The following is a 13,680-nucleotide window of genomic DNA, read 5'->3' as shown; positions in this document are numbered from 1 at the left end:
GATTTCCCTCGGGTTTTCAGATGGGTACGCCCACTTGCCGCATCCAGGACGGACAGGATGGAAAAAATGCGCGGACGCCCTATCCTGGCCGCCTTCCGGCCCGTCCGGCACCCCGACCCCGGGTATCATGGTAGCATCATGGACGAAATCCGCACCGCCGATCCGCTCCGCCTCTTCGCCGACTGGCTGGCGGAGGCCGAGAAGACCGAACCCAACGATCCCAACGCGATGGCGCTGGCGACGACGACGCCGGGCGGCTTCCCTTCCGTCCGCATGGTGCTGCTGAAGCACGCGGACGCCGACGGCTTCGTCTTCTACACCAACCTCGAGAGCCGGAAGGGCGGCGAACTGGCCGCCAACCCGCGCGCGGCCCTGCTCTTCCACTGGAAGTCGCTGCGGCGCCAGATCCGGGTCGAGGGCGCGGTCGCGCCGGTGTCGGCGGAGGAGGCCGACGCCTATTTCCACTCGCGGCCGCGGGCGAGCCAGATCGGCGCCTGGGCCTCGGCCCAGTCGCGGCCGCTGGAAAGCCGATTCCACCTGGAGAAGCAAGTCGCCGCCTACACCGCCCGCTACGCCATCGGCACCGTGCCGCGGCCGGCCCACTGGTCCGGGTTCCGCGTCGCACCGGAGCGGCTGGAGTTCTGGCAGGACCGGCCGTTCCGCCTGCACGACCGGCTGATCTTCGCCCGCGGCGCCGACGGCTGGACGACCGAGCGCCTGTTCCCGTGACCGCGGCTGCGGTCCGCGACCCGGCGGTCACCGCGCGCCTGCTGCGCCGGGCCGGCCGCGCCTCGGTCGCGGTCGCCGCCAGCCTGATCGCGATGAAGGTGGCCGCCTACGTCGCCACCGACTCCGTCGCCCTGCTCTCGAGCCTTCTCGATTCGCTGCTCGACCTCGCCGCCTCGGTCGTCAACATGCTGGCGATCCGCCATGCCCTGGTGCCGGCGGACGACGAGCACCGGTTCGGCCACGGCAAGGCCGAGCCGCTGGCCGGCCTCGCCCAGGCCGCCTTCATCGCCGGGTCGGCGGTGCTGCTGTTCTTCGAGGCGGGGCGGCGGCTGGTCGACCCGCAGCCCGTCTCCAACACCGGGGTCGGCGTCCTGGTGATGGTGGTCAGCATCCTCGCCTCGCTCGCCCTCGTCGTCTTCCAGCGCCACGTCATCCGGCGCACCGGATCGGTCGCCGTCGGCGCCGACTCCCTGCACTACCAGAGCGACCTGCTGCTCAACGGCTCGGTCATCCTGTCGCTGCTGGCGAGCCGCTGGCTCGACCTGCCGTGGCTCGATCCGCTCTTCGGCATCGGCATCGGCCTCTTCATCCTGTGGAGCGCGTGGCAGATCATCCGCCTGTCGGTGACGCAGCTCATGGACCGGGAACTGCCGGACGAGGACCGGGCGCGCATCCGCACCATCGCCAGGGCCCATCCCGACGTCATCGACGTCCACGACCTGCGCACGCGCAGCGCCGGACCGCACGCCTTCGTCCAGCTCCATGTCGAACTCGACGGCGGCATGCCGCTGCGCCGGGCGCATGCGGTCGCCGATGCGGTCGAGGCGGCGATCCGCGCCGCCTTTCCCCATGCCGAGATCATCATCCACCAGGATCCCGCCGGAATGGAGCGGAACGCGCCGTCGGCGAATTGAGTGGCGGGAAACCCGCCCGATCCTCTATTCTGCGGCCCCGATCTTGCTTCGATGACGGGACTCCATGCGGCCGGTCCGACCAGGGGCCGGCGCGCGAGCGGAGCGGGCCGCGCCCGAGGCGCGACGGAACGGGTGACTTCGAGCGATGCGCGTCGGTACGCAGCTTCTGGTGATCGCGATCATGGCCGGGGTGGGCGGCGGCGGCTGGTACTACTGGCAGTCGCAGGCCGTCGGCAAGGTGGCGACCGCCACCGCGCAGGCCCCGAGGGCCCCGACGGTCGTCGTCGATGTCGTGCGCGCCGAGCGCGGGCTGGTCGAGGAGCGGGTCGAATCGGTCGGCACCGCGCGCGCCAACGAGGCCGTCACCGTCACCGCCAAGCTGACCGGCATCGTCTCGGCCATCGGCTTTCGCGAAGGCCAGCGGGTGCAGGCGGGCGATCTGCTGATCGAGCTGGAATCCCGTCAGGCCCGCGCCGAGCTCGATGAGGCCCGGGCCAATCTCGACGAATACCGCCGACGGCTGCAGCGGGCCGACGCCCTGCGCCGCTCCGGGGCGGTGACCGAGGCGCGGTACGACGAGGCGACGGCGCTGGTCCAGGCCGGCACCGCCCGCGTCAAGTCGATGGAGGCGCGCCTCGCCGACCTGCGGATCGTCGCGCCCTTCGCCGGCAAGGTCGGCCTGCGGCAGGTCAGCCTCGGCAATCTCGTGCAGCCCGGCACGGCGGTGACGACGCTCGACGACGTCGGCCGCATCAAGATGGAGTTCGCCCTGCCGGAGGTGACGGTGGGCCGCCTGCGCATCGGCCTGCCGGTCTCGGCCCGCTCGGCGGCCTATCCGGGCCGCGTCTACCAGGGCCTGGTGCGGGCGATCGACACGCGCATCGACCCGGTGACCCGCTCGGTCCGGGTCAACGCCGAGTTCGACAACGGCGACGGCAGCCTGCTGCCCGGCATGTTCCTGATGGTCGAGATGGTCGCCGAGCGCCGCGAGGATGCGGTGCTGGTGCCGGAAGAGGCGGTGGTGCCGGAGGGCACCCGCCAGTACCTGTTCGTCGTCCGCGACGGCCGGGCGCGCCGCGTCGAGGTCACGCTCGGCGAGCGCCTGCCGGGCAAGGTCGAGATCGCGCGCGGCATCGCCGTCGGCGACCAGATCATCCTGCGCGGCACCCAGAAGATCCGAGAGGGCAGCGCGGTGACCGTGTCGCCGGCATCCGGCAGCTGAGCCGATGGTCCTCTCGGACGTCTCGATCAAGCGGCCGGTCTTCGCCACCGTCCTCAGCCTGCTGCTGGTCGTCCTCGGGCTCGCCGCCTTCCTGCGGCTGCAGGTGCGCGAATATCCCGACATCGACCCGCCGATCGTCTCGATCTCCACCACCTACACCGGCGCCTCGGCGGAGGTCGTCGAGAACCAGGTGACGGAGCCGCTGGAATCGGCCGTCGCCGGCATCGAGGCGATCAAGACGATCAACTCCGTCAGCCGCGACGAGCGGTCGGAGATCACGATCGAGTTCCAGCTCGGCCGCGACATCGAATCGGCGGCGAACGACGTCCGCGACAAGGTCGCGCGCGCCCTCGACGACCTGCCCGAGACCGTCAAGACGCCGATCATCGCCAAGGTCGACGCCGACGCCCGCGCCATCATCTGGGTGGCGGTGGTGAGCGAGCGCCGCACCGCCCTGGAACTGACCGACTTCATCGATCGCCAGCTCAAGGACCGGTTCTCGCTGATCGAGGGCGTGGCCAGCGTCATCATCTCGGGCGAGCGGCGCTACGCCATGCGCATCTGGCTGTCGCGCGAGGAGATGGCGGCGCGCGGCATCACCGTCCCCGACATCGAGGGCGCGCTGCGCAAGCAGAACGTCGAGCTGCCGAGCGGCCGGCTCGAATCGCGCAGCCGCGAACTGACGGTGCGCACCGACGCCCGCCTCGCCACGCCCGAGACCTTCGCCGCGATCATCCTCAAGACCGACGCCTACGGCTACCAGGTGCGGCTGGGCGAGGTCGCGCGGGTCGAGCGCGGGGCGGAGGACGAGCGTGGCCAGTTCCGCGTCGACGGGCGCACCGCCGTCGGTATCGGCATCGTCCGCCAGTCGAAGGGCAACACGATCGCCGTCGCCGAGGGGGTCAAGGCCGAGGTGGCGCGGCTCGCCGGCAACATCCCCGACGACATCCGCCTCGTCATCGGCTACGACGAATCGGTCTTCATCGACCAGTCGATCCACGAGGTCTTCCACGCCCTGACGGTCGCGGTCGTCCTCGTCGTCGTGGTGATCTTCCTCTTCCTGCGCTCCTGGCGGGCGACGATCATCCCGGCGGTCGCGATCCCGGTGTCGGTCACCGCGACCTTCATCGTCCTCGGCGCCCTCGGCTTCTCGATCAACGTGCTGACGCTGCTGGCGCTGGTGCTGACCATCGGCCTCGTCGTCGACGACGCCATCGTCGTGCTCGAGAACATCGACCGCCGCATCGACGAGGGCGAGCCGCCGCTGCTCGCCGCCTATCGCGGCGCCCGGCAGATCGCCTTCGCCGTCATCGCCACCACGCTGGTCCTGGTCGCGGTCTTCGTCCCGATCTCGTTCATGTCGGGCACCACCGGGCGGCTCTTCACCGAGTTCGGCATCGCGCTCGCGGCATCGGTCATCTTCTCGGGCTTCGTCGCCCTGTCGCTGACCCCGATGATGTGCTCGAAGCTGCTCCAGGCCAAGCACAGCCACGGCCGCCTCTTCCGCTGGAGCCAGGCCTTCTTCGACGGCCTGAACGCCGGCTACCGATGGCTGCTCGCGCGCGCGCTGGCCGCGCCCCTGGTCGTCCTGGCGCTGGGGCTCGTCGTCTCGGCCGCCGCCTACGGCCTCTACCAGGCGCTGCCCAAGGAGTTCGCGCCGATCGAGGATCGCGGCCTGGCGCTGATCCCGATCACCGCGCCCGAGGGCTCGACCCTGGCCTACACGGCGAACGAGACCGCCAAGGTCGAGGACATCGTGCGCCCCTACATCGAGGGCGGCGAGGCGCGCACGGTCTTCTCGATCGTCGCGCCCGGGCTGGCGCGGCCGGCGCCGGTCAACCGCTCGCTCGTCATCGTCCGCTTCAAGCCGTGGAAGGAGCGGGCGCGCAAGCAGCAGGCGATCGTCCAGGAGATCTTCCCGAAGCTGCTCGCGGTGCCCGGAATCCGGGCCTTCGCGGTCAATCCGCCGAGCCTCGGCCAGCGCGGCTACCAGCCGCCGGTGCAGGTGGTGATCGGCGGTTCCGACTACGCCACCGTCAAGGAGTGGTCGGACCGGCTGATCGAGCGGCTCTCGACCAACCCGCGCCTGCTCAACCTCGACACCGACTACCGGCTGTCGCGGCCGGAACTGCGCGTCCATGTCGATCGCCCCAGGGCGGCCGCGCTCGGCGTGCCGATCGAGGACATCGGCCGCTCGCTGCAGACGATGCTGGGGTCGCGCGAGGTCACGACCTACGTCGACCGCTCGCGCGAGTACAAGGTGATGGTGCAGGCGCGGGTCGAGGACCGCGTCCGGCCGGCCGACCTCGCCACCATCTTCGTGCGCTCGGCGACGACCCAGGAGCTCATCCCGCTGTCCAACCTGACGACCCTGAGCGAGGTCGCGGGGCCGCCGCAGCTGACCCGCATGGACCGGCTGCCCTCGATCACCATCTCGGCGTCGCTGCCGCCCGGCTATGCGCTGGGCGACGCGCTGGCCGACGTCGAGCGCGTCATCGCCGAGGTGCTGCCGCCGCTCGCCCGCATCGGCTACAAGGGGTCGTCGCTCGAGTACAAGGAAGCCTCCTCCAGCGTCTACATCACCTTCCTGCTGGCGCTGCTGATCGTCTTCCTGGTGCTGGCGGCGCAGTTCGAAAGCTACATCCATCCGCTCATCATCATGCTGGCAGTGCCGCTGGCGGTGACCGGCGGGCTGGGCGCGCTGCTGCTGACCGGCCAGAGCCTCAACATCTACAGCCAGATCGGCATGATCCTGCTGATCGGCCTGATGGCGAAGAACGGCATCCTGATCGTCGAGTTCGCCAACCAGCTGCGCGACGAGGGCATGTCGATCCACGACGCCGTCCTGAAGGCCTCCGTCGTGCGCCTGCGCCCGATCCTGATGACCAGCATCGCCACCATCTTCGGCGCCGTGCCGCTCGCCGACGCGACCGGGGCCGGTGCCGAGGCGCGCTCGGCGCTCGGCTGGGTCGTCATCGGCGGCATGGCGGTGGCGACGGTGATGACGCTGTTCCTGATCCCGGCGCTCTACCTGCTGCTCGCCCGCTTCACCAAGACGACGGGCGCGATCGCCCGCGAGCTCGGCCGCCTCGACCGCGACGTCCGCGACGTCGATCTTGCCCACCGGCCGGCCCCGGCGGAGTAATCTGCCGGCCCCGCGACTCGCGCGAGCCGCCGCCCCAGACCAGCGATCCCGATGCGCACCGTCCTTTTCGCCGCCGAACTCGGCTACGGGTTCGGCCATGTCAGCCGCCTGATCGCCGTCGCCGACGCGCTGGAACCGCTCGGCTACCGGCCGGTCTTCGCCGTCGGCGACGTCTGCGAGACCTTCCCGATCCTCGGCCACCGGCCGTGGCCGGTGATGCAGGCGCCGGTCAGCCGGGCGCTGCCGCACCTCTCCCTCAACGATGCGCGCTACAAGGTCGGCCGCTTCTCCGACATCCTCTACTTCGTCGGCTACGGCAACGCCGACCTGCTGACCCCGCTGGTCCGGGCCTGGGAGCAGGTGTTCCTCGCGGTGAAGCCCGATCTCGTCGTCTGCGACTTCTCGCCGACGGTGACCCTGGCGGCCCGCGGCAGCATCCCGATCGTCGCCATCGGCGACGGCTTCTCGCAGCCGCCGAGCACGCCCGACGAGTTCCCCACCCTGCGCCAGGAGGCGGAGAGCCAGCTGCCGCAGGCGGCGATCCTGGAAGTGGTGCGGCGCGTCCAGAAGGCCCGCGGCCGGCCGGAGCCCGAGCACCTGCCCTCGATCGTCGCCGGCGATCGCGAGTTCGTCTGCATCCTGCCCGAGTTCGATCCCTATGTCCGGGTGGTGCCGGCCCGCACCGTCGGACCGCTGCGCCCGCTGCCGGAGATCCTGCCGCCGCCGCCGCCGGGCCGCGAGGTCTTCCTCTATCTCAGCGGCTCCTTCGAGAAGCTGACGGAGATCGGCCAGGGCCTGGCCGACGCCGAAGCGACCGGCCAGGCCTACATCCGCAACGCCTCGCGGCGGGTGATCGACGCCTTCGAGCGCATCGGCATCCGCGTGCTCTCGGAAGTCCTGCCCCGCGACGAGTTCCGCGCCGCGGTCGGGCGGGCGCGCTGCGTCGTCCATCATGGCGGCGTCGGCACCAGCCAGGACATGCTGGCGCTCGGCCGGCCGCAGATCCTGGCGCCGACCAGCTTCGAACAGCAGCTGACGGCCGATGTCCTCTTCCGCTTCCGCGTCGGCGGGCGGCTGCGCCAGGGACTGACGGCGGATGCCGTCGCCGGCGCGCTCCGCTCGTCCTTCGACGACAGCGAACTGGCCGCCCGCGCCCAGCGCGCGGCCGAGGTGGTGGCGAGCCGGGAGACCAAGCCGGCCATGCCGGCGATCGTCGCCGCCTGCAACGAACTGGCCAGCCGGTGACCGGCCGGTGCCCCTAGGCGCCAACCGACACCTCGGATAGGGTCCCCGCCCATGGATACCGACTTCATCGTCATCGGCGGCGGCATTGCCGGCGCCTCCGCCGGCTGCGAACTCGCCGCCCACGGCCGCGTCCTCGTGCTCGAGCGCGAGGACGCGCCCGGCTATCACACGACCGGCCGCTCGGCGGCGCTCTACACCGAGAACTACGGCAACCGCGCCATCCGCATCCTGACCATCGCCAGCAAGCCGTTCTTCGACCAGCACGGCTTCCTCGGGCCGCGCGGCGTCGTCTTCGTCGGAACGGCCGAGCAGGACGCGGCGATCGACCGCGCGCTGGAGGAGGGCAAGGCCTTCCCGCAGACCTTCGAGGAGATCTCCAAGGCCGAGGCGCTGCGCCTGCTGCCGATCCTGCGGCCCGAGTACTTCACGCGCGCGATCCACGAGCCGGACGCCACCGACATGGACGTCCACGGCATCCACCAGGCCTTCCTCCGCACCCTGCGCGAACGCGGCGGCGAGGTGGTGACGGCTACCGGCGACGCCGTCGCCCGGCCGTCGGGCAGCGGCTGGGCGGTCGAAACCCGGCACGGAACCTTCCGCGCACCCGTCGTCGTCAATGCCGCCGGCGCCTGGGCCGACCGGCTGGCCGAGGCCGCCGGCGTCCGCCCGATCGGGCTGGTGCCGAAGCGCCGCACCGCCATCACCTTCGACGCCCCGGCCGGAACGCCCGTGCATGGCTGGCCGATGGGCCTCGACATCGAGGAGACCTTCTACTTCAAGCCGGAGGCCGGCCGCGTGCTGGCCTCGCCCGCCGACGAGACGCCGTCGGAGCCCTGCGACGCCCAGCCCGACGAGTACGACGTCGCGGTCTGCGTCGACCGCATCGAGCGGGCGACGACGCTGGAGGTGCGCCGCATCACCCACAAGTGGGCCGGCCTGCGCAGCTTCGTCGCCGACAAGACGCCGGTCGTCGGCGAGGCTCCGGACGCGCCCGGCTTCTTCTGGTGCGCGGGCCAGGGCGGCTACGGCATCATGACCTCGCCGGCGATGGGCCGCGCCGTCGCTGCGATCGTGACCGGCGGCGCGCTGCCCCCGGACCTCGCGGCAATGGGACTGACGGCAGCGGAGCTGGCGCCCCAGCGCCTCCACGGCGCCTGACCCGAGCGCCGCCATGACCGACGCCGCCCGGCTGCGGGACAGCGCCGAGGACGCCGCCCGGCTGATGAAGGCGCTGAGCAACCCGCACCGCCTGATGGTGCTCTGCCACCTGGCGGAGCGGGAGCGGTCGGTCGGCGAGCTCGGCGCCCTCGTGGGTCTCGGCCAGTCGGCCCTCTCCCAGCATCTGGCGCGGCTGCGTGCCGACGGGCTGGTCAAGACCCGCCGCGACCGCCAGACCATCCACTACTCGCTCGACGGCGAGGCCGCGATGCGGGTAATGAAGACACTGTACGAGATCTACTGTCCAGGCGGCTGACCGGGCCTGTGCCGGCTCCCACCGTCCGGGCGAGGAGCGGGCCATGGCCACCCTGACAGGAACGGCCGCCAACGACGAACTGATCGGCACCGGCGAGGACGACGCGATCGACGGCGCCGCCGGCTATCTCGACCGGCTCTGGGGTGGCGCCGGCGACGACGTCCTGACCGATCCGGACGGCGTCGCGGCCATCGACGCCGAGAGCGGCGACGACACGATCGACATTGCCTTCGCGCCCGACTGGCGCAACGAGTCCGGCACCCCGCGCGCGCCGGAGGTGATCGGCGGCGACGGCGCGGACAGCATCTCGGTGGTGCTGGTGAACCCGACCGCGACCGTCGAGATCCGCGGCGACGGTGCGAGCCCGACCGGGCCGGGCGGCAACGACACCATCGTCGTCGGCGGCCTCTATGCCCGCGCCATCGGCATCCTCGGCGGCGGCGACAATCTCTTCCGCGGCGGCGACTTCCTCGACCAGGTGCAGGGCGGCGACGGGCGCGACACGGTGTTCGCGGCCGGCGGCGACGATCTGCTCGACGGCGGCGGCGGCGGCGACCTGCTCGACGGCGGCCTCGGACGCGACACGCTCGAGGGCAGCGACGGCGACGACTGGCTGGTCGGCGGCGAAGACGACGATTTCCTCGACGGCGAGGCGGGCGGCGACACGCTCGACGGCGGCAGCGGCTGGGACATCCTGGTCGGCGGAGCCGGCAGCGACCTCGCCGTCGGCCGCGACGGCGACGACTGGATCGCGGGCGGCAGCGAGAGCGACACGCTGGACGGTGGCGCCGGCAACGATGTCCTCGAGGGCGGCGGCGAGAGCGACCTCGTCGCCGGCGGCGCCGGCGACGATACGCTGCATGGTGGGGCGGGCGACGATTTCGTCCAGGGCGGCGCCGGCAACGACCTCGTCTACGGCGAGGCCGGATATCTCGATTCGATGGTCGGCGGCGCCGGCGACGACACGATCTTCGCCGACGACGGCGCCGCGCTGGCCGACGGCGGCATGGGCGACGACAGCATCTTCCTGCGCTTCGCCGACGGCTGGGACAATGACGATTTCCCCGGCTCGCTGCCGGTCTTCAACGGCGTCTACGGCAGCGCCGGCGACGACACGGTCAATGTCGACGGCGCCTACGGCACCGCCCATGCCTGGCTCGGCCAGGGCGACGACAATTTCACGGGCGGTGTCGGCCTCGACGTGGTGAGCGGGGGCAAGGGCGTCGATTTCCTCCTCGGCAACGGCGACGCCGACACGCTGGACGGCGGCGACGACATCGACTTCCTGTCGGGCGGGTCGGCCAGCGACCTGCTGATCGGCCAGGCCGGCGACGATTCGATCTGGGGCGACCAGCCGCCGGTCGACGGCGATATCTGGAGCCAGCCGGATCGGCCGGAGGACGGCAACGACACCCTGCTGGGCGGAGCCGGCGCCGACACCGTCGCCGCGGCCGGCGGCGACGACCTGATCTATGCCGGGTCGGGACAGGACCTGATCGTCGCCGGCAGCGGCGACGACCTCGTCTATGGCGGCGCCGACGCCGACGCGCTCTATGCCGTCGCCGGCGCCGACACGCTCCTGGGCGAGGCCGGCAACGACTTCCTCTATGCCGGTCGCGGGCCGACCACCCTCGTCGGCGGGGCCGGCTTCGACACCTACTATGTCGGCTGGGGCGACGGGGCCGTCACCATCGTCGACGACGATGCCGACGGCCAGGGCAACGGACTGGTCCTCTACTGGGGCTCGGGCGGCGCGCCGTACCAGCGCCTGACTCCGGATCAGGTCCGCCTGTTCGCCGAGGAGGACGGAAGCTGGACCATCGGGCCGATCGACGGCAGCGGCGCCACACGCTTCGACCCCGAGATCGTCGACATCCTCAACATCCGCGATGTCGGACCCGATCTCACGCCGCGCACCGGCGACGATCTGGTCTATTCGTTCCGCTGGAACGGCTCGGACTACGTGCCGTGGGAGGGCGCCCTGGTCCTCTAGGACCGGGCGCCCCCGGGGCTACTTCAACTCGACTTCGATGAAGGCGAGTTCGGTCGTGCCGCCGTTGATGACGTCGTGCTCCACCCCGGCGTCGCGATTGTAGGGCACCCCCAGCTTGAGGGGCGCCTCGCGCTCGCCCTCCGGGGTGCGCAGCAGCAGCGTGCCGTCGGTGATCGGCACGACGACATAGTCGTACTCGTGCCGATGCCAGCCGGTGGCGGCACCCGGCGCGAACCGCCATTCGGTCACCCGCACCCGGTCGTTGTCGATGAACACGGTCGGCTTGGCTGCTTCGCTCATCGGAGGAACTCCCGCTTGATGGAACGCACTGTAGACTTGGTGGTGTTCGATTGCGACGGCGTGCTGATCGACAGCGAACTCATCGCCTGCCGCACCGCCGCCGAGACGCTGGCCGAGTTCGGCTTCCCGATCCCGTTCGACGAGTATCTCGGCTTCGTCGGACGCAGCGCCCGCGACATCCAGGCCGAACTCGAAGGGCGGTTCGGCCCGATGCCGCCCGCCCTGCGCGCGGCCGAGCGGGAACGCCTCTTCGCCCGCTTCGCCGCCGAACTGCAGGCGATGCCGGAGGCGGCCGAGACGGTGGCGGCGCTGGCGCGACCGGTCTGCGTCGCCTCCAGCAGCGACCACGAGCGGCTGGCGCTGACGCTGGGAGTGACGGGCCTCGCCCCCCTCTTCCGCCCGCACGTCTTCAGCGCGACCGAGGTCGAGCGCGGCAAGCCGGCGCCCGACCTCTTCCTGCACGCCGCCCGCCGGATGGGCGTGCCGCCCGCGGCCTGCCTCGTGGTCGAGGACAGCCCCGCCGGCATCGCCGCGGCGGTCGCGGCCGGGATGCGCGCCGTCGGATTCACCGGCGGCAGCCATTGCGGACCGTCGCACGCCGACCGGCTGCGCACGGCGGGCGCCGAACGCATCGTCGACCGGCTCGGGGCAGTGGCCCGGCTCGTCGGCTGACCCGGCTCGTCAGCTGGCCCGGCTCGTCAGCTGGCCCGGGCGGGGTCAGCCGGCCGCGCGCAGCGGCTGGCGGCCGTCGCCGTGGGTATAGTCCCAGTAGAGCGCGCGCGCCTGGCGGTAGAAGGGGCCCGGCTGCAGCGGCCGGTCCTCGATCTTCGTCACCGGCACGACCTTGGCGTAGTTGCCGGTCGAGAAGATCTCGTCGGCGGTCGTGACCTCGGGATAGCTGATGGTGCGCTCGTGGACGGTGACGCCGGCGCCGCGCAGCAGCTCGATCACCCGCGCCCGGGTGATGCCGGCCAGGAAGGTGCCGTTCACGACCGGCGTGTGGACCTCGCCGTCGCGGGCGATGAAGAGGTTGGAACTGGCGAACTCCGCGACGTTGCCGTGCATGTCGAGCATGATGGCGGCGTCGAAGCCGCGGGCCCGGGCGTCGGCCTGGGCGCGCGCGCTGTTGGGATAGAGGCAGCCCGCCTTGGCGTCGGTCGGCGCGATCTCGGGCGAGGGCCGGCGGAAGCGCGACAGGCAGGCGCTGAAGCCGGTCGGTTTCGGCATCGGCGACTCGTACACCGCCAGGGCGAACTGGGTGCTGTCGGGATCGGGCTCGACGCCGCCGTTCTCGGCCCAGAACATCGGCCGGATATAGAGCTCCGCGGTCTCGCCGAAGCGGCCGATGCCCTCGCGGGCGATCGCCTCGATCTCGTCCGGGGTCCGGGTCGGCTTCATGCCGAGCGAGCGGGCCGAGCGGACGACGCGCTGGCAATGCTGGTCGAGGTCGGGTGCCTTGCCCTCGAAGGCCCGGGCCCCGTCGAAGACGGTGCAGCACAGCCAGGCCGCCTGGGTCAGGGGACCGATCAGCTTGGGATTGCCCTCGTGCCACGTGCCTTCGAAGTAGGTCCAGGCTGCCATTCGTTCCTCCCGGGAATTGCCCTGACCGCCCCGCCCTTGTCCGTTCGGGACGGCGAAGGCGCCTGTCTAGCCCCGCGCGCGCCGGGATAAAACCCCATGCAGCGCAGGGCTGCTCTGCACCGGACGCCGCCCTGCCGGTTCAGACTCCGGGAACGCCCTCGACGATCAGCAGGATGTCGGTACGCGACGCGCTCTGACGCAGTGCGGCGAGCGGCGCGTATTCGGGCGACTCGTACCAGCCGCGCGCCGCCGCGAGCGACGGGAACTCCAGGACGACGATCCGGCCCGGCGTCCAGGCGCCCTCCTTCTGCTCGGCGCGGCCGCCGCGGACGAGGAAGCGGCCGCCGTGCTTCTCGACCGTGGCCAGTACCTGCGAGCGGTAGGTCTCGTAGGTCGCGGGATCCTGGACCTCGACGCTGGCGATGACATAGCCCTTCATGCGCGCTCCTCTTCTTCCGGCTTCTTCATGGCGGCTTCCGCGCGGCGGCGCAACTTGCGCAGGCTGCGGACCAGCCGGTCGCTCTTCTTGCCGGCCATGGCGAAGAAGGCGCGGTCGGATTCGGCGACCTCGGGCGTCGCGCGGGCGAGCAGCGCCCGGCCGGCGGCGGTCAGCGTCGGGCACTTGGCGCGGGTGTCGGTCGGGTGCGGCAGGCGCTCGACCCAGCCGGCCGACTCCAGCGTCCGCAGCACCTGCGAGGTCATCATCGGGTCGACATGACAGAAGGCCGCGAGGTCGGCCTGCGTCACCGGTGCGCCGCGCTGGCGCTGCACCGTGGCCAGCCCCGCCAGCAGCCCGAACTGGACATGGGTCAGGTCGAAATCCTGCAGCACCCGGCGCATCGTGCGCTGCCACAGGTTGCTGACCTGCCACAGCGCGAAGCCGGCGCTGCCGGCATCCGCCTCGTCGTCCGAAGGATCGTCGCGTCTTGCCAAGGGGGCCGCTCCCGGCAGCGCCCGGGCCGTCGTCCCCGCCCGGGATTGGTAGGGCGCGGAGGCTACCCGATGCGCCGGGCCGGCTCAATCGCGGCCGCGGGAAATCCGCTGCCCGCAGACGAGAAAGGGGCCGCGGTTTCCCGC

13 protein-coding genes are annotated in these 13,680 nt (G+C 71.8%); 9 read left to right on the top strand and 4 right to left on the bottom strand.

Translation table 11 applies throughout. The features are described from left to right. The first annotated feature begins 138 nt into the window (after positions 1 to 138). The 8 genes from pdxH to ACE3Q3_RS16780 all read left to right on the top strand — a co-directional run bounded on the left by pdxH (position 139) and on the right by ACE3Q3_RS16780 (position 10,722). Entirely contained in the window at positions 139 to 729 is a 591-nt protein-coding gene (gene pdxH / locus ACE3Q3_RS16815) for a pyridoxamine 5'-phosphate oxidase (protein ID WP_374448030.1), read from the top strand. Next, positions 726 to 1,643: a cation diffusion facilitator family transporter gene (locus ACE3Q3_RS16810; RefSeq protein WP_374448028.1), complete on the top strand. Its 918-nt coding sequence runs from the start codon at positions 726 to 728 to the stop codon at positions 1,641 to 1,643. Before pdxH ends, ACE3Q3_RS16810 begins: the two co-directional genes overlap by 4 nt. A 145-nt stretch (positions 1,644 to 1,788) precedes the next feature. Beyond that, entirely contained in the window at positions 1,789 to 2,865 is a 1,077-nt protein-coding gene (locus ACE3Q3_RS16805) for an efflux RND transporter periplasmic adaptor subunit (protein WP_374448025.1), read from the top strand. Positions 2,866 to 2,869: 4 nt separating this feature from the next. After that, a complete protein-coding gene (locus tag ACE3Q3_RS16800) occupies positions 2,870 to 6,010 on the top strand; it encodes an efflux RND transporter permease subunit (protein ID WP_374448023.1) in 3,141 nt (1,046 codons plus the stop codon). A gap of 51 nt (positions 6,011 to 6,061) precedes the next feature. Beyond that, complete coding sequence (locus ACE3Q3_RS16795) at positions 6,062 to 7,255, top strand: glycosyltransferase (RefSeq protein WP_374448022.1); 1,194 nt, start codon at positions 6,062 to 6,064, stop codon at positions 7,253 to 7,255. A 51-nt stretch (positions 7,256 to 7,306) separates the two neighbouring features. Continuing rightward, positions 7,307 to 8,413 (top strand): NAD(P)/FAD-dependent oxidoreductase, encoded by a 1,107-nt coding sequence (locus tag ACE3Q3_RS16790; RefSeq protein ID WP_374448020.1) that lies wholly within the window; start codon positions 7,307 to 7,309, stop codon positions 8,411 to 8,413. A 13-nt stretch (positions 8,414 to 8,426) separates the two neighbouring features. Next, positions 8,427 to 8,729: an ArsR/SmtB family transcription factor gene (locus tag ACE3Q3_RS16785; RefSeq protein ID WP_374448018.1), complete on the top strand. Its 303-nt coding sequence runs from the start codon at positions 8,427 to 8,429 to the stop codon at positions 8,727 to 8,729. A 43-nt stretch (positions 8,730 to 8,772) separates the two neighbouring features. Next, positions 8,773 to 10,722, top strand: a complete 1,950-nt coding sequence (locus ACE3Q3_RS16780) for a calcium-binding protein (protein ID WP_374448017.1) — start codon at positions 8,773 to 8,775, stop codon at positions 10,720 to 10,722. Between the two features lie 18 nt (positions 10,723 to 10,740). Here ACE3Q3_RS16780 and ACE3Q3_RS16775 read toward each other — a convergent pair whose 3' ends face one another. After that, the gene (locus tag ACE3Q3_RS16775; protein WP_374448016.1) at positions 10,741 to 11,022 is read right to left on the bottom strand and encodes a cupin domain-containing protein; all 282 of its coding nucleotides are present in this window, start codon (positions 11,020 to 11,022) and stop codon (positions 10,741 to 10,743) included. A gap of 18 nt (positions 11,023 to 11,040) precedes the next feature. Here ACE3Q3_RS16775 and ACE3Q3_RS16770 point away from each other — a divergent pair, with 18 nt between their 5' ends. Further along, positions 11,041 to 11,694: an HAD family hydrolase gene (locus tag ACE3Q3_RS16770; RefSeq protein ID WP_374448015.1), complete on the top strand. Its 654-nt coding sequence runs from the start codon at positions 11,041 to 11,043 to the stop codon at positions 11,692 to 11,694. Between the two features lie 45 nt (positions 11,695 to 11,739). On the opposite strand, the gene ACE3Q3_RS16765 is transcribed toward ACE3Q3_RS16770, so the two are convergent. From ACE3Q3_RS16765 to ACE3Q3_RS16755, 3 genes are all read right to left on the bottom strand, one after another. After that, positions 11,740 to 12,603 (bottom strand): branched-chain amino acid aminotransferase, encoded by an 864-nt coding sequence (locus ACE3Q3_RS16765; protein ID WP_374448014.1) that lies wholly within the window; start codon positions 12,601 to 12,603, stop codon positions 11,740 to 11,742. Positions 12,604 to 12,742: 139 nt separating this feature from the next. Further along, positions 12,743 to 13,042: a DUF1330 domain-containing protein gene (locus ACE3Q3_RS16760; RefSeq protein WP_374448013.1), complete on the bottom strand. Its 300-nt coding sequence runs from the start codon at positions 13,040 to 13,042 to the stop codon at positions 12,743 to 12,745. Further along, positions 13,039 to 13,536, bottom strand: coding sequence for a MarR family winged helix-turn-helix transcriptional regulator (locus ACE3Q3_RS16755; protein ID WP_374448012.1), 498 nt, complete (start codon positions 13,534 to 13,536; stop codon positions 13,039 to 13,041). Before ACE3Q3_RS16755 ends, ACE3Q3_RS16760 begins: the two co-directional genes overlap by 4 nt. Positions 13,537 to 13,680: the final 144 nt, after the last annotated feature.

Origin of the sequence: Allostella sp. (assembly GCF_041913585.1) — a bacterium.
Taxonomy (GTDB): domain Bacteria; phylum Pseudomonadota; class Alphaproteobacteria; order ATCC43930; family Allostellaceae; genus Allostella.
Note: the sequence above shows the minus strand (reverse complement) of the source record. Positions and strands in the feature narration are given on the sequence as shown.

What these genes read in the sequence shown, in the direction of transcription:
- pdxH (WP_374448030.1), top strand. Translation starts at nt 139, where the DNA reads ATGGACGAAATCCGCACCGCCGATCCGCTCCGCCTCTTCGCCGACTGG.
- ACE3Q3_RS16805 (WP_374448025.1), top strand. Translation starts at nt 1,789, where the DNA reads ATGCGCGTCGGTACGCAGCTTCTGGTGATCGCGATCATGGCCGGGGTG.
- ACE3Q3_RS16775 (WP_374448016.1), bottom strand. Translation starts at nt 11,022, where the DNA reads ATGAGCGAAGCAGCCAAGCCGACCGTGTTCATCGACAACGACCGGGTG.
- ACE3Q3_RS16800 (WP_374448023.1), top strand. Translation starts at nt 2,870, where the DNA reads ATGGTCCTCTCGGACGTCTCGATCAAGCGGCCGGTCTTCGCCACCGTC.
- ACE3Q3_RS16770 (WP_374448015.1), top strand. Translation starts at nt 11,041, where the DNA reads ATGGAACGCACTGTAGACTTGGTGGTGTTCGATTGCGACGGCGTGCTG.
- ACE3Q3_RS16760 (WP_374448013.1), bottom strand. Translation starts at nt 13,042, where the DNA reads ATGAAGGGCTATGTCATCGCCAGCGTCGAGGTCCAGGATCCCGCGACC.
- ACE3Q3_RS16785 (WP_374448018.1), top strand. Translation starts at nt 8,427, where the DNA reads ATGACCGACGCCGCCCGGCTGCGGGACAGCGCCGAGGACGCCGCCCGG.
- ACE3Q3_RS16765 (WP_374448014.1), bottom strand. Translation starts at nt 12,603, where the DNA reads ATGGCAGCCTGGACCTACTTCGAAGGCACGTGGCACGAGGGCAATCCC.
- ACE3Q3_RS16795 (WP_374448022.1), top strand. Translation starts at nt 6,062, where the DNA reads ATGCGCACCGTCCTTTTCGCCGCCGAACTCGGCTACGGGTTCGGCCAT.
- ACE3Q3_RS16780 (WP_374448017.1), top strand. Translation starts at nt 8,773, where the DNA reads ATGGCCACCCTGACAGGAACGGCCGCCAACGACGAACTGATCGGCACC.
- ACE3Q3_RS16790 (WP_374448020.1), top strand. Translation starts at nt 7,307, where the DNA reads ATGGATACCGACTTCATCGTCATCGGCGGCGGCATTGCCGGCGCCTCC.